The sequence below is a fragment of the Bacteroides sp. AF25-38AC genome, from assembly GCF_003602995.1.
Lineage (GTDB): Bacteria > Bacteroidota > Bacteroidia > Bacteroidales > Bacteroidaceae > Bacteroides > Bacteroides uniformis.
In genome coordinates, this window is the sequence record NZ_QTMD01000014.1 from 27743 (window position 1) to 49236 (window position 21494).

General features: G+C 51.1%; 18 protein-coding genes. 7 read left to right on the top strand and 11 right to left on the bottom strand.

The window, feature by feature from the left end; genetic code table 11:
• Window positions 1-23: 23 nt before the first annotated feature.
• Together DWY55_RS11065 and DWY55_RS11070 are read right to left on the bottom strand one after the other, a co-directional pair.
• Window positions 24-419: a DUF1573 domain-containing protein gene (locus DWY55_RS11065; protein WP_117878216.1), complete on the bottom strand. Its 396-nt coding sequence runs from the start codon at window positions 417-419 to the stop codon at window positions 24-26.
• A gap of 91 nt (window positions 420-510) precedes the next feature.
• Window positions 511-1218 (bottom strand): precorrin-2 C(20)-methyltransferase, encoded by a 708-nt coding sequence (locus DWY55_RS11070; RefSeq protein ID WP_181986302.1) that lies wholly within the window; start codon window positions 1216-1218, stop codon window positions 511-513.
• Window positions 1219-1341: 123 nt separating this feature from the next.
• On the opposite strand from DWY55_RS11070, the gene DWY55_RS11075 reads away from it, so the two are divergent.
• From DWY55_RS11075 to DWY55_RS11105, 7 genes are all read left to right on the top strand, one after another.
• Window positions 1342-2199 carry an AraC family transcriptional regulator gene (locus tag DWY55_RS11075; protein WP_005836651.1) on the top strand — a complete coding sequence of 286 codons (858 nt, stop codon included), beginning with the start codon at window positions 1342-1344 and terminating at the stop codon, window positions 2197-2199.
• A 90-nt stretch (window positions 2200-2289) separates the two neighbouring features.
• A complete protein-coding gene (locus tag DWY55_RS11080) occupies window positions 2290-2880 on the top strand; it encodes a DUF417 family protein (protein ID WP_005829413.1) in 591 nt (196 codons plus the stop codon).
• A gap of 4 nt (window positions 2881-2884) precedes the next feature.
• Window positions 2885-4240: an FAD-dependent oxidoreductase gene (locus DWY55_RS11085; protein WP_005829411.1), complete on the top strand. Its 1356-nt coding sequence runs from the start codon at window positions 2885-2887 to the stop codon at window positions 4238-4240.
• A gap of 102 nt (window positions 4241-4342) precedes the next feature.
• Window positions 4343-5512, top strand: a complete 1170-nt coding sequence (locus DWY55_RS11090; RefSeq protein WP_009038557.1) for an ABC transporter substrate-binding protein — start codon at window positions 4343-4345, stop codon at window positions 5510-5512.
• Entirely contained in the window at window positions 5512-6549 is a 1038-nt protein-coding gene (locus DWY55_RS11095; protein WP_034529853.1) for an iron ABC transporter permease, read from the top strand. The genes DWY55_RS11090 and DWY55_RS11095 overlap by 1 nt, the downstream gene beginning before the upstream one ends.
• Entirely contained in the window at window positions 6542-7561 is a 1020-nt protein-coding gene (locus DWY55_RS11100) for an ABC transporter ATP-binding protein (RefSeq protein WP_009038555.1), read from the top strand. Before DWY55_RS11095 ends, DWY55_RS11100 begins: the two co-directional genes overlap by 8 nt.
• Complete coding sequence (locus DWY55_RS11105; protein ID WP_005829402.1) at window positions 7558-8937, top strand: MATE family efflux transporter; 1380 nt, start codon at window positions 7558-7560, stop codon at window positions 8935-8937. The genes DWY55_RS11100 and DWY55_RS11105 overlap by 4 nt, the downstream gene beginning before the upstream one ends.
• A 13-nt stretch (window positions 8938-8950) precedes the next feature.
• Here the strand turns inward: DWY55_RS11105 and DWY55_RS11110 are convergent, their stop codons facing one another.
• The 9 genes from DWY55_RS11110 to DWY55_RS11150 form a co-directional block, all read right to left on the bottom strand.
• The gene (locus DWY55_RS11110) at window positions 8951-10036 is read right to left on the bottom strand and encodes a linear amide C-N hydrolase (RefSeq protein ID WP_005829400.1); all 1086 of its coding nucleotides are present in this window, start codon (window positions 10034-10036) and stop codon (window positions 8951-8953) included.
• Between the two features lie 67 nt (window positions 10037-10103).
• Window positions 10104-10778, bottom strand: a complete 675-nt coding sequence (locus tag DWY55_RS11115; protein WP_005836660.1) for an outer membrane beta-barrel protein — start codon at window positions 10776-10778, stop codon at window positions 10104-10106.
• Entirely contained in the window at window positions 10775-12670 is a 1896-nt protein-coding gene (cbiD, locus tag DWY55_RS11120; protein WP_005836661.1) for a cobalt-precorrin-5B (C(1))-methyltransferase CbiD, read from the bottom strand. Before cbiD ends, DWY55_RS11115 begins: the two co-directional genes overlap by 4 nt.
• Before the next feature lie 32 nt (window positions 12671-12702).
• On the bottom strand, window positions 12703-14556 hold the full coding sequence (gene cobM / locus DWY55_RS11125) for a precorrin-4 C(11)-methyltransferase (protein WP_117878145.1): 1854 nt from the start codon (window positions 14554-14556) through the stop codon (window positions 12703-12705).
• Between the two features lie 11 nt (window positions 14557-14567).
• Window positions 14568-15836, bottom strand: coding sequence for a precorrin-6y C5,15-methyltransferase (decarboxylating) subunit CbiE (cbiE, locus tag DWY55_RS11130; RefSeq protein ID WP_117878143.1), 1269 nt, complete (start codon window positions 15834-15836; stop codon window positions 14568-14570).
• Between the two features lie 99 nt (window positions 15837-15935).
• Window positions 15936-17345 (bottom strand): precorrin-3B C(17)-methyltransferase, encoded by a 1410-nt coding sequence (gene cobJ, locus DWY55_RS11135; protein ID WP_117878214.1) that lies wholly within the window; start codon window positions 17343-17345, stop codon window positions 15936-15938.
• Window positions 17346-17444: 99 nt separating this feature from the next.
• Window positions 17445-18344, bottom strand: coding sequence for a helix-turn-helix domain-containing protein (locus DWY55_RS11140; protein WP_005836667.1), 900 nt, complete (start codon window positions 18342-18344; stop codon window positions 17445-17447).
• Window positions 18345-18553: 209 nt separating this feature from the next.
• The gene (locus DWY55_RS11145) at window positions 18554-19378 is read right to left on the bottom strand and encodes a sirohydrochlorin cobaltochelatase (RefSeq protein WP_057087706.1); all 825 of its coding nucleotides are present in this window, start codon (window positions 19376-19378) and stop codon (window positions 18554-18556) included.
• Between the two features lie 34 nt (window positions 19379-19412).
• Window positions 19413-21482 (bottom strand): TonB-dependent receptor plug domain-containing protein, encoded by a 2070-nt coding sequence (locus DWY55_RS11150; protein WP_181986301.1) that lies wholly within the window; start codon window positions 21480-21482, stop codon window positions 19413-19415.
• Between the last annotated feature and the right edge of the window lie 12 nt (window positions 21483-21494).

Genomic DNA, 21494 nt, shown 5'->3' on the forward strand with positions numbered 1-21494 from the left:
CTTAATTCTGTATGGTAAAATGCTTATTTGGTATCTTTAGCGGTCATGTCCCCTTCGATAAACAATCGCATTATTTCCGTTTTGGCATTGGTGCGCAGGGTAATGGATTTCTTGAAGTGTCCGGGGTATCTTCCGGTTCCATTATAAGTTACTTTCACTGTTCCTGTCTTTCCCGGTGCTATCGGTTCTTGTGAATATTCGGGAACGGTACATCCGCAGGAAGCTACAGCCTGATGGATGACAAGCGGAGCATCGCCTACGTTCGTAAACTTAAAGGTGTAGCTGACCACAGGACTGTTTTCGGAGAATGTGCCGAAGTTGTGGGTGGTCTGTTCGAATTTGATGTCTGCCTTTCCTTGTGCATAGGCATAACCGATGCTCATAACCAGCAGCATCATATAAAAAGCGACTTTCTTCATGTTCTTATCTTTTTTATATTTCAACGGCGCAAAGGTAACCCATTTTCATTAAAATAATGCCTATGGCGTGCGAAATTGTATTAAATCGGGCTCAAAAGGTCTCTGTACGAATGATAAGCAGGGAAAAATAGGGGAAGCGGATGGTCGCTATCCGCTTGCTGTCATTGATATACTTCTCTTCCGGAGTGCCTACATTCTCAAAATAGTGATACCGGCATTCGGGATGCAGGCGGATGCAGCGGTGAATCTCATCGGTGCATCTGGACAACTTCATGATGACAACCGCACTGTTTTCGCTTGTCAGTTTCTCTATCTCTTCTGTCGTAGTAATGCCGGGTATCACCGTCAGCCGCTCTTCCTGGCTGGCCACATGGAGCCCGCCCAGTGCGCCGGCGGCAATGAAGGCGGGGATACCGGGGATGTGCTTCACGGGGATGCCGTCTGCCTGCAGTTTGTCATATACATAATGTATGGAAGAGTAGAATCCGGCATCTCCTTCGGCAACGATACAGACCTTCTTTCCTTGTTGCCGGAGGGTGGAGCTCTCCATATAGACCTCGTCGTAGGCGCTCAGGGCTTTTTCGCGCTGTTTGCTCATGGGGAGTGGAAAGCGGTGCACCGTGTTTTCCGGAATGTCGAGTTGCAATAGGATGTCGGCTGCGCGTGAAACTCTGTTTCCATCTTTGGCCAGTGTCTCGGGACAGAATATACAGTCGGCTGTCTGCAGGGCTTTCAAGCCTTTTACGGTAATCAGTTCCGGTTCGCCGGGACCGAGAGATACAAATATGACGGGGAACATTTGCATGAAGACATTAAAGGTTAAAAATTAAAGAACAGCAAAACGGCTACAAAAGTGGGGAAATAATCTGTAGCAAACAAGATATTCGCTATCTTTGTTATTTACTAAAACAATCTGTTTTTTATGGATTATCAACTGAACACCCGTTTGAATGGCAACATAGCCATGACTTCCAGCTACCATGAGCGTGCGTCGCTGCAACGTGACAAGACTCTGTACAAATTCATTTGGGTACAGAGCGGTACGCTGACTCTGGAAATAGACCATATCCCCATGCGCCTGGAAAAGGATGAAATCGTGACCTTGACCCCGTTGCATCACCTGGAGGTAAAAGAGGTGGACGGTGAATACCTGACGTTTGTATTCAACAGCAATTTTTATTGCATCTATGGACATGACAACGAGGTCTCTTGCAATGGATTCCTTTTTTATGGCTCTTCCAAGGTGATGAAACTGGCACTTTCTGCCGGGCAGTCTTCCAACTTGCATGACATAGTCCGCATTTTCCGGCAGGAATCGGTCATCCATGACAACCTGCAGGAGGAGATGCTGCGGATTGTCTTGAAACGTTTCATCATTACCTGCACACGCATTGCGCGCCAGCGTTTTGGGGTGGGGCAGGAGAAGGAAAAGACGTTTGACATCATCCGGCAGTATTACGTATTAGTGGACCGGCATTTCAAGGAGAAGAAGCAAGTGCAGGATTATGCCGATATTCTTTGCCGTTCTCCCAAGACACTTTCCAATCTGTTCTCGACCTGCGGGTTGCCTTCCCCTTTACGGGTGATTCATGACCGCATTGAGGCAGAAGCCATGAGATTGCTGCTGTATACCCACAAAAGCGCTAAGGAAATCAGCTCCATTCTGGGCTTCGAAGACTTGTCCGCGTTCAGCCGTTTTTTCAAGAAAATGACCGGCGAGAGTGTCTCGGACTACCGGAAAAGAGTGAAACGGGAAGAATTGCCAACTGTTGCGGAATAATTGCCATTTCGTACGTGGTGGAAAACAAGGAACTTTGCAAAAACAAAAATCAAGTCATATTACTGAAACCATTTAAAAAGTAGAACAAAGATGAAAACGAAATTGCAAAACTTGTTTATGGCTGCGTTGACGCTGGCCGCTTCCACTCAAAAGTTGGGTGTTAATTTGATTCGTGTAGCCATCCTGGTTATTTTCGTATGGATTGGTGGGTTGAAATTCTGGAATTATGAGGCTGAAGGGATTGTCCCTTTTGTGGCGAACAGCCCGTTCATGAGCTTCTTTTATACAAAGAGTGCCCCGGAGTACAAGGAGTATAAGCTGAAAGAGGGCGAGTTCAATGAGGCGAAACATCAGTGGCACGTGGAGAACAATACGTATGGTTTCTCTCACGGTCTGGGCATTCTGATTATGACCATCGGCATTCTGACATTTCTGGGGATATTCTCTCCGAAAATCGGACTGGCGGGAGCTGCACTGGCCATTGTCATGACAATAGGTACCCTCTCTTTCCTGGTGACAACCCCTGAGGTGTGGGTGCCCGACTTGGGAAGCGGGGAGCACGGCTTTCCGTTGCTGACGGGGGCAGGGCGCTTGGTCATCAAGGATACGGCCATTCTTGCCGGTGCCATTGTCGTACTGTCTGACAGTGCAAAAAGAGTATTGAACCAATTAAGGAAATAGACGTATGAAACAGTATGATGTCATTATCATCGGATTCGGCAAAGGCGGAAAGACATTGGCTGCCGAGTTGGCAAAACGGAAGCTGGACGTTGCCGTAGTGGAGCGTTCGGAAAAGATGTACGGAGGGACATGTATCAATATCGGTTGCATTCCCACAAAAACATTGGTGCATGCGGCAAAGCATGCGGACAAAGACGCTTCTTGGGAGGTCAAGAAGGCATACTATCGTCAGTCCATTGCAAGGAAGGAAGAGGTCGTCTCTTTCCTACGTCAGAAGAACTATCACAATCTGGCCGACAATCCTCATATAACGGTCTATACGGGTATCGGCTCCTTTGCAGGTCCGGATGTGGTGGAAGTTGGGATGGTGGAAGGGACATTACAATTGCAAGCTCCCCGGATATTCATCAATACGGGTGCCGAAACCGTCATTCCACCGATAGAGGGGATACAAGGTAACCCACGGGTATATACCAGCACCTCCATTATGGAACTGACTGAGCTGCCGGCACAGCTCGTCATTGTAGGTGGGGGATACATCGGACTAGAATTTGCTTCCATGTATGCTTCATTCGGTTCGCAAGTCACGGTGCTCGAGGGCTCTTCCGAACTGATATCCCGGGAGGACCGGGACATTGCGGACAGTGTCCGGGAGGTATTGGAACAGAAAGGAATCGTTTTCAGGCTGAATGCACGCGTGCAGTCCGTGAAAGACTCTGACGTCATTTACCGGGATGCGGTCACGGGAGAGGAACATCAGTTACACGCAGATGCCATCCTGCTGGCTACCGGCCGGCGTCCGAATACGGCTGGCTTGAATCTGGCGGCGGCAGGTGTAGAGGTGAATGAGCGCGGTGCTATTGTGGTGGACGACTATTTGCAGACTACCAACCCCAAGATACATGCTATCGGTGATGTAAAGGGCGGTTTGCAGTTTACCTACATTTCTTTGGATGATTACCGCATTCTGCGCGAAGACCTTTTCGGGGCAGGAGAACGCAAGGTGTCCGACCGTGACCCGGTGAGCTATTCGGTATTCATCGACCCGCCGCTTTCACGCATCGGGCTGAGCGAAGCGGAAGCACGCAAGAAAGGATTGAATATAAAGGTCAACAAACTGCCGGTAGCCGCTGTTCCGCGTGCCAGGACTTTGGGCGATACGAACGGATTGTTCAAGGTGGTGGTGGACGCCGATACGGACAAGATAGTGGGATGTACGCTGTTTGGTCCGGAATCGAGCGAGGTCATCAACCTGGTGGCAATGGCCATGAAGACCGGGCAGGAATATACCTTCCTCCGTGATTTTGTCTTTACACATCCCAGCATGAGCGAAGCGCTGAATGACTTGATGGGCTTTTAAAGATTATTTAGGCACAATATCCACCAATTTGCGGGAAGAGCATTTGCGTATTTCCCCAAAAATGACGAATATTGTGCCCGAATTCTATAAACCCCAATAGTCATGACCCGGATATCTGCCATAGGCATTGCACTGCTGTGCATTTTATGCGTAACCTCTTGCGGCTTAAAATCAAGACAGACTACTACCGAATCTTCTTCCGAAACGGGCTATTCTCCGGTTACGACAGACACGGCAGCTACCATTGTACCGTGCTATGCCAAAGGCTATACGGTGAAATATCTTCCGCACCATGTCCGTCTGGTGGATATACACGACCCTCAAAAAGAAAGCAGCAGCACTTTCCACTATGCGCTGGTACCGAAAGGCATAAAGCCTGTCGGTATACCGAGCGACTATACGGTGATTGAAACGCCGGTAGAGCACGTTATGTGTATGACATCCCTGCAACTTTCCAACTTCATCCGTCTGGATGCCTGCGATTATGTGGTGGGCATCACCAGTACGCGCCATCTCTTCAACAAGGAGATGAACGAACGTTTGAAGTCCGGCGAGACCGTGAAGATTGGTATCGAAGGGAACTTTGATAATGAAGTGATAATGAGCATGAATCCGGATGTTATCTTTATCTCTCCTTTCAAGCGGGGCGGATATGATGCCATGCGGGAAATCGGTATTCCACTGGTTCCCCATTTGGGATATAAGGAGATGACCCCGTTGGGGCAGGCTGAATGGATAAAATTCATCGGCATGTTTATAGGCCAGGAAGTGGAGGCGAATGAAAAGTTTGCTGCGATAGAGAAGCGCTATAACGAATTGAAGGAGCTGGCTGCCAACGTGAAGAAGCGTCCGATGGTATTCAGCGGCGAGATACGGGGTGGCAACTGGTATGCAGTGGGAGGAAAGAGCTTTCTTGCCGAACTGTTCCGTGATGCCGGTGCGGATTATTTCTTGAAAGACGATCCCCGTTCGGGAGGTGTCACGCTGGATTTTGAAACCGTATATAGCCAGGCGGAGAGTGCCGACTATTGGCGCATTGTCAACAGCTATGACGGGACATTCACGTATGATGCCTTGAAGTCCCTCGACCCGCGTTATGCCGACTTCCGTGCGTTTCGTGAGAAGGGAGTGGTATACTGCAACATGCGTGAGAAACCCTTCTACGAAAGTATGCCCATGCAGCCCGAAATTGTATTGGAAGACTTGATACATGCTTTCCATCCCGATTTGTTGCCTGACTATAAACCGACTTACTACGAACTGCTGAAATGATAAAAAGACCCGTACTTCCGTTGATGTTGCTGACACTGGCATCTATCTTTCTTTTTTTCCTGCTGAACCTGCTTTTGGGGTCGGTTCACATTCCTCTGCGCTCCGTGTGGAACATATTGTGGGGAAATACGGATGAATCCGTTATTTGGCAGAATATTATCTGGAAGTCCCGCGTGCCCCAAGCGTTGACGGCATTGGTGGCGGGAGCAGGGCTGTCAGTCAGCGGTCTGCAGATGCAGACGGTGTTCCGCAATCCGCTGGCAGGGCCTTCGGTATTGGGCATCAGTTCAGGTGCCAGCCTGGGTGTGGCTTGTGTGGTATTACTGTCCGGGGCGATGGGCGGTGTGGCATTGAGCCGTTTGGGGTATATGGGCGAGGTTGCCTTGTCGGTTGCCGCCATTATCGGTGCGCTGGCTGTGATGGCGCTCATTGTCTATGTCTCCCAGAAGGTGAAGGGCAACGTGACGCTGCTGATAATCGGTGTGATGATAGGCTATGTGGCAAGTGCCGTCATCGGCGTATTGAAATATTTCAGTGTGGAGGAAGATATACGTGCATATGTCATTTGGGGATTGGGTAGCTTTGCCCGTGTTTCGGGCGACCAGATGGTGCTGTTTGTCTGCATCATGGCTGTGCTGCTTCCGTTGTCCTTCCTGCTGATAAAGACGATGAATCTGTTGCTGCTGGGCGATGGCTATGCACGCAATCTGGGACTGAACATCAAGCGGGCACGCCTGCTGGTTATCTCATGCTCCGGCGTGCTGGTGGCTATTGTAACGGCCTATTGCGGTCCGATTATGTTTATCGGATTGGCGGTTCCCCATCTGTGCCGTGCCATCTTCCACTCTTCGGACCATCGGGTACTGATGCCTGCCACATTGCTGGTAGGCGCTTCCCTGGCATTGGTCTGCAATCTGATAGCCCGTATGCCCGGCTTCGAGGGAGCTTTGCCGGTCAACTCGGTGACGGCACTGGTAGGTGCGCCGGTAGTGGCTTCTGTACTTTTTAGAAAACGGAAAGGAGAATTGAATGAATAAGGAAACCATACATATAGAGAATCTTTCCATCGGTTACCCCGGTAAGGGGGATGTGAAAGTGGTGGCAGACGGCATTTGCGCCGGAATTAACAGTGGTGAGCTGACTTGCCTGTTGGGAGCCAATGGAGTGGGGAAGTCCACGTTGCTCCGTACGCTGTCCGCCTTCCAGCCGAAACTTGGAGGAAACATATTTATTGAAGGAAAAGAGATAGGGGACTATACCGACAAGCAGCTTTCGCGCGTCATCAGCGTGGTGCTGACGGAGAAGTGCGATATACGCAATATGTCCGTCGTAGAACTGATAGGTCTGGGGCGTAGCCCCTACACCGGTTTCTGGGGAACCCTTTCGAAAGAGGACAAGATTGTGGTGGACAAATCCATCGCCCTGGTAGGCATTCCCCATCTGGCACACCGCATGGTGCATACGCTGAGTGACGGTGAACGGCAGAAGGTGATGATAGCCAAGGCGCTCGCCCAGGAAACTCCCGTCATCTATCTGGATGAACCGACAGCTTTCCTTGATTTTCCCAGTAAAGTAGAGATGATGCAACTGCTTCACCAGCTCAGCCGGCAAACGGACAAGACGATTTTCCTTTCTACTCACGACCTGGAACTGGCCCTGCAGATAGCGGACAAAATATGGCTGATGGACAAGGTGAACGGCGTAACTATCGGTACGCCCGAGGACCTTTCGTTGAACGGCAGCCTGAGCAACTTCTTTGCCCGTAAGGGTATTGCCTTTGATTTGGAAACGGGACTGTTCAGGGTAGCCAATGAATATACCTCCCAGATACGCTTGGCGGGCCACGGGCAGAAGTATGCCATGGTGCGCAAGGCACTCCAGAGAAACGGGATTCTGGCAAACCGGAATGTTGAATCGGAGATTTATATCGAAACCGGAGATTTGAAGGGAGACGGCAGCTTCGTATTCCATCGACCGGGCAAGGAGCCGGTAACAGTGTACTCCATTGAGAAATTGCTGCAAATAGTCTTGTCATTCCATTCCCTATGATGCACCATTCCGCAAAGGATAATTATGTCCACTTAACGACGACTCCGGTCCCCCGGCTGATTACGTCATTGGCTGTGCCGACCATCATCAGCATGCTGGTGACGTCCTTCTACAACATGGCAGATACCTATTTTGTGGGTAAAATAAATACCCAGTCTACGGCTGCCGTAGGTATCGTGTTTTCTGTGATGTCCATTATCCAGGCTGTGGGATTCTTCTTCGGTCATGGTTCGGGGAACTACATCTCCCGTAAGTTGGGGGCGCAGGAAACGGAGAGTGCCGAGAAGATGGCATCCACCGGCTTCTTTTTTGCCTTGTTTATCGGAGCGGCTCTGGCTGTGCTGGGATTGCTGTTCCTTACACCGCTTTCCCTTGCTTTGGGGTCGACGCCTACTATTCTTCCGTATACGGAGCGCTATTTGGGAATCATTCTGCTGGGTACTCCTTTTATGACCGCCTCATTGGTGCTGAATAACCAAATACGTTTTCAAGGTAATGCGGCGTATGCCATGGTGGGGATTGTGAGTGGGGCGGTCATCAACGTGGTGCTCGACCCTATCCTGATTTTTGTATGCGATATGGGCATATCCGGTGCCGCACTTGCCACAGTAGTCAGCCAGATATGTAGTTTCATCCTTTTGCTATATATGGGGCGCAGAGGAGGAAATATACGTATACGTTACAGAAACTTTACGCCTACACTGGCTTTCATCAAGGAAATTATTGGGGGTGGAACTCCGTCACTCACCCGGCAGGGACTGGCAAGCGTGGCAACCATTTTGCTGAACGTGGCGGCCGGTGCATATGGTGACGCAGCTATTGCAGGGATGTCCATTGTGACGCGTATCTCTATGTTTATCAATGCTTTCCTAATTGGTTTCGGGCAAGGCTTCCAACCGGTATGCGGATTCAATTATGGTGCCGGGCTGTATGCCAGAGTGCGCCAAGGATTCTGGTTCTGTGTGAAGGTAGGCTTTTTCTTTTTGCTGGTTTGTGCGGTGGCAGGTATGGGATATGCCGAGGAGATTGTCTCCATCTTCCGCAAGGGAGACCCTGCTGTTGTAGCTACCGGTGCGGCAGCATTGCGCTGGCAGTTCATCACCTATCCGTTGGGTGCATGGATTGTGGTCAGCAACATGATGCTGCAGACTATCCGCAAGCCCGTACGCGCTACGATACTTTCCTCTGCCCGTCAAGGGCTGTTCTTCATCCCCCTCATCTTCATTCTTCCTTATTTCTTAGGACTGAAAGGGGTGGAGATGTGCCAGGCGGCGTCGGACATGCTGACCTTCTTCCTCGCCATTCCATTGACCTGCGGGGTGCTGGCGGAGATGAAGAGGAAGGAGGCGGAACAACTGCAACAGCGGCAATCTTGAAGTTTCTGCGTCCCTATTCAATTTTCACGGGAGCTATCGGTTGCCGCTTCACTTTATCGAGGGGAGCTGCATGGTACTCGATGCGCCCGAAGTCTATCTGTCTCAAATCAATGCTTCTGATTGTACTGTTGTACATGGTGCGATAGTAGATGATACCGTTTGTCATATCTGTGGCCGATGTCCATTGGGTGGCACTTGGAATATTGGCAGGAACCTGGCCGAGGGGAAACTCGATGCCTACGGGTATATCAAAGTTATTCAGTATCTGAAAACATTGGAGAACGGTTTCCTGTGCGGTATTCTGTGGTGGTGTAGAAGTCTGGTAGAAAGCGGCACGGATAAAGCGGGAAGGGGGAGTCACATCTCCCGGAATTCCCAAAAAGCCGCTTCCCGAACCGAAAGGGGCTATAGTCACATTGCCCAGCGATTTGCTTTCGGCACTGCCCGGGTAGAGGTTCACATAATTGTTTAAGTTGGTCATCTGCCAGTCAAAGCCGGGGGAGTTTGTCAATACTCCCAGTTTGTTTTCATAGAAACGGGGCTGTCCGTCGATGAACTCCAATACCAGTTGGCGGCCGGTCTTGTCTGCAATCCGCCAATGTACGGTGGAGGCGCGTGGGTCAATGGCTATGACCGTCACATTTTCAATAGCCTCCTTTACCTCGTCCACAGTAGAAAAGCTTCCCAACAGCCATGATACCAATTGTAAATCGGCTATGCTCGACGCTTTTCGTGTGGGGTCGTACTCCTCATATTTGCCATATCCGGGAAAGTAGAACAGCCCGGCGGAGAGCCCGGCTTCATTCAGACCTTCGGCCACGAACTCCTTTTGCTCCACTGCCAGGCCTACGTAGCCATAGCGTGAGGTGAACTCCATGCCGGACAGACTGCCTCCGGGTGTCAGTGATTGTTGCGAATAACCGCGCGGTACGATGACGTACTGGCTGTTCAGCTCACTGCCTCCCCATTCGATGGTGCGAGCTACGACGTGCGCATTGTCTTTGGCCGTCAGGGTGATACCGGTACATGCCTCTGCTGTTTGAGGGGCGAAGGTGAGGGCTGTCATTGCTGCCAGCAGGATAGGAATTCTTTTTGCCATATTATTCAGTTTATATTGTTGAGTATCTGTTTGTATACTAAACAACTCTGTATGGCAAAATGTTCCCTTACCAGAACCGGTACCCCAGCGTAAAGAATGCGGCGAAGTTCTTGGGAAAATATCCTCCTTCTTCCGAATGACCTATCATCTGGTTTATCTGCTCATTGACTTTTACCAGTCCCACTTGTGTCTCTGCACCGATGATGAATCTTCTGTATTCAAAAGTAAGTCCCAGGGCAATACCTGCATCGAAACGGTTGTTACCCATTTTCCCGTCTACCATACTGCCGAAAGTGTCTATCTTGAACTGGTATCCTCCCTGCATACTGCTGCTGCTATAATCGTAGGTCTCGCCGGAGGTCTTGCCTGCCACGCCTATGGCCGCATAAGGGCCGACGCTCAGCGAGGCATGATAATCCCTGCCCAGATGGAGGCGGGCCGCTATCATGAGGGGGATTTGCAGATACAGTTCATGCATTTTGGCCTTGCCGATGTGGCTTATCTCGTCTTTACCGCCGATGGACACAAACTCCAATGCGGATTGCAGCACCCAGGTCTTGTTGAGGACATATTCTGTACCGACACCAGCTTTGTAAGCTATTTGGGTGTCACTACTGGAGTGTTTTCCATGAAAATGGGAGGTACCGATTCCTGCTTTTGCATGAAAGGACAGCGGGCTTTGTGCCAGACCGGTCAGTACGGTCATTGCCATACAGACGGTAATGATTATCTTCTTCTTCATGAGTAAATTTTTCCGTTTTCGGTTATGAGTAATATTGTTAGTTCGCCATTGGGCAGTAAGGGGGCACAGTGCCGGTGACAGAGCTCAATCAGTGCCTTGCCAAACTTTTCCAGCAGCTCTTCGGGAATGATGTCCCAGAGTTCGCGCGCCAGGTTCATCTGTCCGATGGCGGCAAGTGTTTCTTCGCTGCATCCCGTCTGGCGTGCCAGGTCTTGAATGAATTCCTTATTCATGGTCACTTTCTTGCTGTGGGTATCCAGATTGCCTTCGGCCAGTTTCACGGCCTTTCCCATCATCACGCCGAGGGTGACGTGCGGTACTTGCTCTTCGGCTGCTATTTTCAAGGTTTCGCCGATAAAGTTGCCGTAATGCACGAAAGCCTGGGCGGGGAGGTCGGGATAATACGCCTTGATGAAACGTTCGCTCTTTGCGCCGGAGCTGATGACGATACGAGGGTTCCGGGTTGCCTTTGCCACTTCCATGGACTTCCGGATGGAATTGATGAAGGCTTCCGAGGAGAATGGCTTCACGATGCCGGAGGTCCCGATAATGGAAATGCCTCCTTCGATACCGAGGCGGGGATTGAAGGTGCGTTTGGCTATTTCTTCTCCACCGGGGATGGAGATGGTAATGAGAATAGGATTGGGCTGTTTGGCAATATGGAGGCGTTCAAGCCATAGCTTGACGTTCTTCTTTATCATTTCGCGTGGGGTGTCGTTGATGGCAGAGCTACCGAGCTCAAGTCCCAGACCGGGCATGGTGACGACACCTACGCCTTCGCCGCCGCAGACGATGATGTTGTAGTCGTCCTGGGGAGTGTCTTCCGGCAGCGGGTCGTCTATGCGGAAAGGTATGGCTATATTGGCCACAACTTTCATTCCGTTGGTGATGTCCGGGTCGTCGCCGGCATCCTTGATGACGGTAGCGCTTGTCTCGAACATGCCGTCACCGTTTTCCAGAAGGTCGGAGTGGGGAATATGGTGCTGAGGCTCTACGGGAACCTGGATGGTTTCTCCGTTGGGAAGAACTACCGGAAATTCCGTAGGACGCTTTTTGAAGTAGATATTGAATACATCCCAGGTGGCGGCTACGGCGGCAGCGGCGGCACATGTTCCGGTGGTCAGTCCGCTGCGCAGGGGGAAGAAGTCGGGTAAATGTTTCTCGATTATGCGGCGCAGGCCATGCTCGCCGTTTACACAGATAAACTTGTCGGATGTCTTGGGGCGGCAGATGGCAAAGATGCGTATACCCAGTTGCCGGGCAGCTTCCACCTTTTCGCAGAATCCGCCCGATATCCCGCTTTCTTTGAGGAGGATGGCTTCGGGATGAAGCTGTTTCATCAGGACTTGCTCGTCTTCTCCGGGCGTGTAGTAGTAGAGGTTCTTCTCGGAGAAACCTTGTTCCCGGGCGAGCTTGCGCGAGCTGTCACGGTCGAGGATGCGGAAGTAACAGCAGGCATTCTGCCACAAAGGCTTCAGCTTACCTATGGTCTGTACGCCGGTCAGTGCAAGTAAGATGAAAATCTTTTCTTTCTGTATCTTCTCGATGGCATCGTCATAATCCCTGCACCAGGTGATGTGTTCTTCATCGCGTTTCGGGAAGATACGCTCGAAACGGATGACGGGGATATTCGATTCCACGGAGACTTGTTCCAGAGTCTCATGCAGCTGTGTGGCAAAGGGGTGCGCGGCGTCTATCAGCAGCTTTATGTGATGCTGTGCACAGAATGTTTCTATTTCTATTGCATCCATCGCGCCTTGCAGGCGGATGCCATTATGCAGAAGTACGTCCTGCTCATCCCCTTTGGTAGAATAGTAGAAAGTTTTTCCGGCTTCTTCAAGGGTTTGGATGGCTATGCGTCCTTCGGTGGTTCCGCCAAATATTAATATCATGTTTGAATGTTTATGGGTGATTAATCGTTGATTTATTTCCGGTACAGATGCTTGAACTCGTGTGCATAGAGCCGTGACAGACCTTCACGGTTGCCGATGGCTTCGCCTACGACAATCATGGTTGTCAAGGTGAGGTTATTTTCCTTCACTATTCTGGCAAGGTCTTTGAGTTCCCCCCTGAATATTTGTTCGTCTTTCCATGTCAAGTGGTAGCAGACAGCTACGGGGGTAGTTTCCGGATATTCCTGCAACAGTTCTTCCTGCACCTGCTCTGCAATGCTTGCACTGAGGAAGATGCACATGGTACTTTGTGAGCGTGCCATGAGATGTAGCTTTTCGCGTTCGGGCATGGGCGTACGTCCTTCGCCGCGTGTTAGGATGATGCTTTGCACTTTTTCCGGAATGGTGAACTGCGACTTCAAGGCAGCTGCCGCCGCCTGGAAGGAGGATATGCCGGGGGTGATGTGGTAGCTCATATCGTGCCGGTCAAAGTAGTTCATCTGTTCCTGAATGGCACCATAGATACATGGGTCACCCGTATGCAGGCGTACGATGAATTTTCCCTTGTCATAGAACTTCTTCATCACTTCAAATTGTTCTTCCAAATCCATGGAAGCGGAGCTGAGTACGGTAGCCCCGGCCTTGGCACAGAGAGTCAGCTCCCTGGGAACGAGACTGCCGGCATACAGAATGAGGTCGGCGCGTTCCAGCATTTGGCGTCCGCGTACGGAAACCAGGTCCGGGTCGCCCGGGCCGGCACCCACTATTTCGATGTGGCCCTGGCGCACAGTTCTTATGTCAAGGGCGGCGGCCACGGTATAGTTCTCTCCTTTCTTCTTGGGCACCAGCAGCCGGGAGTTGTTTGCACTCAGTAAGGCGGCGGCTTCGCTGACGCTGGGGGTACCCATGTGCTTCATGACGGTTTTGCTGGGATGGGGCACCTCTATCTCTGTCAGTTCCTCGGCTGTATAGAAGTAGACCGGGAACTTCTTTTGGAGCGCTTTCACTACCGGTTCGTCACTTTTGGCTTTAATCGTGGAGATGGAGGCGATGCTTTGGGGCATGATGCCGTATTCCTTCAGTGTGTTCATAATCTCTTTCTCCACTTTCCGCACGGGACCTGCCAGCCGGGCAAGGCCGATGCCGAGGTGTACGACACAGGGCACGTAGCATATCATAGGCATTTCCGGGAAGTTGGGGACTTGGGGAGATACGCACAGAATCAGTTTGAAGCGTGAAGGTTTAATGTCCTGCACCCGGTAGAATACTTCTACATGAGGCGGCAGGTGCGCCTCCATCCAGTCCGTGCCTTCATTGCGCACCGTGAGCAGCAGGGCGGTGGGCTTGCCGGAAACGAAGAGGCTGATATGCTCGTTCATGCATACTCTTTTTTTCTCTTCGGGCGTCTTGGCAAGTTCTGCCAACAGGAGGGTGGAGGGCTCGGCGTTGATGACCGGAAACCACCCGAAACGTTGGGGCAGGGTATCGAGTCCCCATAGACCGGTGCAGTCGCTTTGCGTGGTGACTACCGGTTCGGCCCCGAGGATATTCGCTACCTGGTGGGTCAGTTCGTTGGCTCCTCCGATGTGTCCGGAAAGTACGGAGATGGCAAATTTACCGGTACTGTCCACGCAAACCACGGCAGGGTCGGTATATTTGTTCTTCACGCAAGGAGCGATGGTGCGGACACAGATTCCCATGGCGCCAATGAAGACAAAGGCATCATAGCGGTTGAAGTTTTCCGCTGTGAATTTGCCGGCGGATTCTATATGTGTGCATCCCTCTTCGTGCCTGAGGGTGAAGATTTCGGAGTCGGGAAGTTCGTTGAGTAGTGATTGGGCTATGCTCAAACCGGCTTCGGAGATTAGAATAATAGCTGTTTTCATAATGGGTATGTTTAAGAAAGCGTGGCTTTCATAATTTCAATGGGGTTATATTCGTTCAAGGCGATATGGGTGGAAGGGTGGAGCACCATTCCGTTCCGCTCGATTCCTCGGCAGAACGCCTCCTTGCTTTCTGCCGATACGGAGTTGAAGACGATGCAGCCTTCGGGGTGCAGCACTTGTTTCACTTTCTCTATCATTTCCTCCAGATGTCCGCCGTGTCCACCGATGAAGACGGCATCGGGGCGGGCAAAGGGAGTGAGGTCGGTGTGCAGGAAATCTCCGGTTACCGCCGTAATGCCCGGTGCGCCGAAGCGGCGGGAGTTGGTGTCCATCAGCTCTTTTCCTTCGGGGCGTATCTCGAAGGAGATGACGGCGAGATGGGGAAATTGCAGGCGGGCTTCGATGGAGACGGAACCGGTACAGAAACCGATGTCCCAGAAAACGCGGCGGCGGTTCAGTTCCAATGCCTGCAGGGTGAGCAGGCGGATGGGAGCCTTGGTTATCATGCGGGCGCGTCCGTCAAGATGTGCAAACTCTTCATCGGGGATGCCGAAGGGACGGACTGGAAAGTCCGGGGCTTGTACGCTGCCGTGCAGGGAGTTTGTGCGGCATTGTCCGGGATGGCTGTCCAGCAGCAGGCAGTTGGGATGTTCGAAGTCGCCGGCAACCGCTTCCCGGGGTGTCATCCGGCGTATGCGTTCCTTTTCGGGATTGCCGAGATGTTCGCCGATGTATAGCGTGTAATGGGAGTACCCGTATTTCAGCATGCGGGCGGCAATGGTGACCGGGGTATGTTCGCGGTCGGTGAGGATGCCTATTTGGGGGGCACGCTCTATGAGGGCACGGTCGAACTCCTGCCAGGGGCGTCCTGTCAGGGAGACGGTGCGCATGTCGTCATACGGCATGACGAGGCGGTGTGCCAATGTCTGCAAGGAATTGAAAGCGGGATAGAGCAGAATGTCTGCCTCGGGAAGCTTACGCTTTATGGTATTGGCAAAACCGAAGAACAACGGGTCGCCGGACGCGAATACAATGATGGAGTTGTCCGTAGCCGTCTCTTCGAAGCGGGTAAATATTTCTTCATAATGGGAAAAGACACAGTCCAGCGGTACGGTGATGGAAATCCATTCGGCCCCGGCAGGCAGCAGAGGACCGACAATCTCCTTATGCCGTATGCCACCGGAGAAGACCTTCCCCTTCCGTATCTGTGCCAGTGCTTCCGGTGGAAAGAAGGGGGAACGGTTGTCATCCATTCCTATGATTATAAATCTGTGTTTCATTCAATGAGTAATCTTATGAAAATATCAAGTAATGTAAGGGGGCATAACAAGTAATGTTATCGGTCGTAACAAGTAATGTTATGGAATGTCTCTTTTCACTTACACATCCCTGCCCGGGCGCAACTGCTCCGCATCGTTGTAGCACAGCACGGAGTTCACCAGCGTGGCAGCTAAGTTACTGCCTCCCTTACGTCCTTCTACGATAATCTTGGGTATTTCCGTAAAGGGTTTCACCATGTGTTTGGACTCCTGCACATGCACGAAGCCTACCGGTGCAGCAACAATGCCCGCCGGATGTGCCTTGCCCTTACGTATCAGGTCGCAGAGTTCCATAAGTGCCGTAGGTGCATTGCCGAATACAAAGAAAGCATCGGGATGCTCCTCCACAGCCAGGCGGATGCCTGCCTGGGTACGGGTGATGCCTTTCTCTGCAGCCATCGTCGCTGTGCGCAGGTCGCCAAGGTAACATTTCACCTCTACGCCCAGCCGCTGCAAAGCTCCTTTGCGGATACCGCTGGCTGCCATCGTGACGTCTGTGACAATGGTCTTGATTCCGCCTTTCTCGATGGCTTGATACAAGGAAGCCACGGCACCTTCGTCCGTATGCAGCAGATACTCCATTTCAAAATCGGCGGTGGTATGTATGGCATGGAGTAAAGCCCATTTATGGTCGAGGGGAATATGTTTGTTCTTCAGTTCCTTTTCGATGGTACGGAAACTGCGAATCATGATGTCTTGCCCGATGCCCGTGGCTTCGGTATTCGTGTCCCGGTAATAGCCGCGCGGAGTGATGAAGGCTCCGTTCCATTCGTAGGACTGTGAGTTGCCTATCAATATGACTGTAAACATATCCACCTCTTCGGGATTGAAATCTCCCAGCGTGGTGATGTGTACCGCTTGTTCCGGGCGTCCTGCCTGGCGTACATATCCCACGGGCGTTTCCGGTGAGCGTCCTTCCTGCAGAAAGAGTTCTTTCAAGCGGTAAAGCTGCCAGTAGCGTCCTTCACTTTTGGGGTTGTAGACTGCCGTCACGAAGTCGGCGGCAGCGGCTGCGATGATACGCCTTTCAATACGCTCCCAGGGAGTCATCAGGTCTGAAAGGGAGATGACACAGAAGTCATGTCCTACGGGAGCTCCCAGCAGTGAGGCTGCCTTTTGGAAAGCGCTGATGCCCGGCAGCGAAACGATTTCCACGTCGCTGTTCCTTTCCCGCTTCATCTCGTAGACAAGCGGCGTCATACCATAGATGCCCGCATCCCCGGAACTGATGACGCAGACCGTCTTTCCCTGCTCCGCCAGCTCGAAAGCCTGCTCGGCACGGGCGCGTTCACGCTTCATGCCGGTATCTATGCATGCTGTTGAGGGGTGGAGATAAGGGATTACAAATTGAAAATAATACTTATATCCCACCACTACATCTGATTCTTGCAAAGCGGAAATTACGGCGGGAGTCATATCCGATTCATTGCCCGGTCCGATGCCGGCAACAATTATTTTGGGGTGTTTCATATCCATATGTTCTATTGGCATACAAAGATAGAACTTATATTTGATGAAACCGAAAAAACTCTGCGCTAATCCGCGTAATCTGTGGTGAAACTTTATTGTCTAAACCTGCAAGTGCCGGTATTCGCTCGGAGTATAGCCTACGTTCTTCTTGAACACGCGGTTGAAGTGCTGCGAATACTGGTATCCCAGTTCATAGGCAATCTGGCTGACTGTCTTCCCGCTTCCTATAATCATTTCTTTGGCCAGGTCGATGATTTTGTTCTGGATATATTCCTGCGCCGTCTTTCCGGTTTCCTTCTTCACCAAATCTCCGAAATAGTTGGAGGAGAGGAACACTTTGTCTGCGAAGTATTTCACGGAAGGCAGTCCTTCGGTCTGCGGTTTGTCGCTTTGGAAATAGTCGTCTATCAGTGCTTCGAATTTCATCAGGATGTCCTTGTTGGCTGCCGAGCGGGTGATGAACTGGCGTTCGTAGAAACGCATGCAGTAGTCCAGCAGCAGCTCGATGTTGCGCGCAATCAGACCCTTGCTGTGCTTATCGATGGGGCGTTGGATTTCCATCTTAATCTTCTTCAGACAGTCGAGGAAGATTTCTTTCTCGTCTTCGGACAAATGCAGTGCCTCGGTAGAGGAATAGGAAAAGAAGGAATACTGCTTTATTCCTTGTCCCAGCGAGGTGCCTTTTATCAGGTCGGGGTGGAACAGCAGGCCGGAGGCGCTGGGCTGCATACCTTCCAGCATGTTGACCTCGGTCACCTGGCCCGGGGCGAAGCTGGTTACCGTGCCTTCCTGGTAATCGTAATACTGTTTTCCATAGCGTATGTCTCCGCATTTGGTGTTTTTGAGGAAAAGGGCGTATACGCCATAGTTCAAGGTGAAATGCCTGGGATATCCGGTGGCTTCGGACAAATCGACTACGCTGACCAGCGGATGCAGGGTTTCGAGACCGAACATCTTGTTGTATTGGTCTACAGCATTGAGCTTGATTACTTCTTCCATAAACGTTCCTGTTAGTTTTGTACAAATGTAGAGAATAATCCGGAAAGTTCCATATTGCAGGAGGAGGAATCCGTAATATGGTTACAAATGTCCGTAATCTGTGTACATTGAAAAGAGCTACACCCTTTGTCCGGGATGGTGTAGCCATCCGGAGCAAAGGGTGTAGCCTTGGTATGTAAAAGGTGTAACCCTTTTACGCTTGCTGGTTATCAATCTTTTAGCATAGCTTTGATGTGTTCCATATAGAGCTGGCGGATGGCTTTGTTTTCGCCCAGTCCCTGCATGCGTACATTCACTTGATAGCCTTGCTTTTCAAGTTCCGTCTTCCACACGCCGGCAATGTCTTCCTTGGTATGGTTGCCGCATACCAACAGCAACGGAACCAATGTCACGCTCTTGGGGCGTGTCTCTTTCAGTTGCAGCAGGGTTGCGTCCAGGGTAGGATATCCTTCAATGGTGCTGACGTGGAAGTTCTTCAGTCCATGGGCTTTCATCATGAAGTCGAGCATGGCGTAAGTAGCCGTGCTGGGTAGCTGGTTGCCGTGCCCCACATAGACAATGTCTTCTTTCTTTTCCGGCTGTTCGGCGGTCAGTATACCGATTACCTTCTCGCAGTCTTCGACGGAGTAGAGCAGGGGATTTCCCACTTTTATCTCCTTGAAGAAGGGACGGAGCTTGTCTGCATCCCTGCGGACGGAGGTCATCTCACTGCCTTCTATCAAGGTGGTGCTCTGGACGTAGATGGTCCGGTAGCCTTCGGCGCGAAGTTTCAGCAGTGCATCTGTAGGGCTGTCTTTGTACACACCCTCCTTGGCAAGTCTTTTTCGTACAATCGGCGAGATGTATGCTTCGCGCACTGTAAACTGCGGAAAGGCTTCTTGTGCCTCACGGGTCACGACGTCGAGCGTCAAGGCACGTGTCTGAGGGTCCGAACTGCCATAATGGGTGATGAGCAGAGCCGCCTTCTCCTCTTGTTGTGCGGAGGAGAAGAGGCTGATGCCGAGTAAATAGAGAGTGATGAAAAAATGTTTCATAATTGTTGTTGTTTCTAAATGCGTTATGGAGAGATTATTTTAGTCTGAGTGCCAGGCTGATTACTACCGAACGTCCCGGAGAATACAAGGCGAAGTTCTTGTTCAGCGGGCGGTTGTCTTTCTTGTTGAAGATATTGTCTATGCCGATGCCCGGTTCGATGACAAAGTTGCGGAAGCCGTCGAAGGTATGGCGGGTATTGAGGTTCCAGATGCCGTAACCCGGAGCATTGCCGTCTGCGTCACCCGGATAATAGACTTTGCTTTGCAGACGACCGTTCAGGTTGAGGTTCAAGGTATAGTCGCTCCAGCTGTGTGTATAGTTTCCGGTGATGGTGGCTGTATGGCGTATGCTGCGCTCGATGTTTTGCCATTCGCCTCCTTCGTTCAGACCGCGTCCATAGGCGTAGGTATAGTTTCCGGCCAGGGTGAAGCCCGGGAACAGATTGCCGTTCAAGTTCACTTCAAAGCCTTTGACGGTAGCTTTCTCGAAGTTGAAGTAGTTTTTGACACTTAGGTTTTTTGTGGATGAAAGGTCACCGATTTCGGGGAACTCTTCACGCAACTGGTTCTGCTCTGCTTCCGGTAGGTCATCGAATTTAGTGGATTTGGAAGTTACCATGTTCTTTACATAGTTCAGGTAACCGGTGACAGAAGCACTGAAACGGTTGGTACGGTATTCCATGTTGATGGAGTAATAGTTGCTGTGTTCGGGGTCGAGGTTCTCGTCACCCAATGAGATGGTGGCTCGTGTACCCATTGTCTTCTTGAACATGTGGTAGTAGAGCTCGTCAATTCCCGGAGCGCGGAATCCGGCAGCATAGGTGGCACGTACATTGAAGTTGCCTATGTTGTACATGGCTGCCACTTTGGGGGTGAAGCGTCCGCCCGTCTGTTCGTGATGGTCGTAGCGTACACCCACAACACCGGTCAGATGGTTCCATAGCTTCACTTCATGCTGGCCGTAGGCTGATGTCGTATAGACACTTTTGTCCAAATCGGAGTCGGGACGGCGGAGCACTTCACGGCGATAGTCCACACCGAACACCGTAGTGCTGTTGGTTGTAAAACCGAAGATACCTTTCAACTCGGCATCATGGAATTTCTGAAGCTTGGTAAGCGCATACTGTCCGGGCAGGTATCCGCTGTTTTCTATCAGGTATTTGTAGCGTGATGCGTAATTGTTTCCTGAATAGTCGAACTGGATAACGTTGCGTTTACTCAGTTTGTATTTGGCGCCTGCCCCCCAGTTGTAACCTTCGTAGGCAGTGTTGTACTTGCTTCCGCCGGTGATGTCTTCGCGTTCTACCGGACGTTCGAGTCCGCGGTTATAGTATCCGCCGTTGGCATAGAAGGAAAGCTGGTCCGTAGCATCATAGGTAAACTTCTGCGAAAAGTTATTCGAGCTGTAGCCCAGGGAGAGCGGGGCAATCGTTTCGATGATGTCTTCTCCATCTTCTGTCAGATGGCTGTTTTGCCAACCGTCGGAGTGGTCGTATTTATAGGAAGTATAGGACCCTATTTTTCCTTGGGCGATGTCCAGATTCAAGCCTTGGGAGAATTGATTCTTTCTCGTATAGCTGCTATTGCTGCTGAAGGCTACCACATCTTTAGGCTCGTTGGTAATGATATTGATTACACCGCTGATGGCATCCGAACCATAAAGGGAAGAAGCGGCTCCGTTCAGCACCTCGATGCGCTTGACGCGGGTCATGTCTATTTGGTTGAGGTCGATGTTACCGGTAATGTCTCCCGTGACCTTGCGTCCGTTTACCAATATCAGCACGTGTTTGTTGGAGAGTCCGTTCATCATCAGATAGGACCCCATCGCGTTCGGACGGAAGGAGAGCGAGGGTACCATCATGGTCAAGGCCTGCTGGAAGTCGGTGATACCGGCACGCTTTATCTCGTTGGCAGTGATAACCGATACCGGAGACGGAGTGTTCTTCAGTCGCTGATGTGTACCCGTACCCGTTACTACGACCGGGTTCAACTCGTGAGTTTTCTTGGTCATATCGTCGCTGTCACCTTTTTCTGCTTGTGCATAGGCACCGGTGGCGATGATTCCTCCCATAAGGAGAGCTGTGAGAAGTCTTTGCTTTATCATATATTGTTTTAT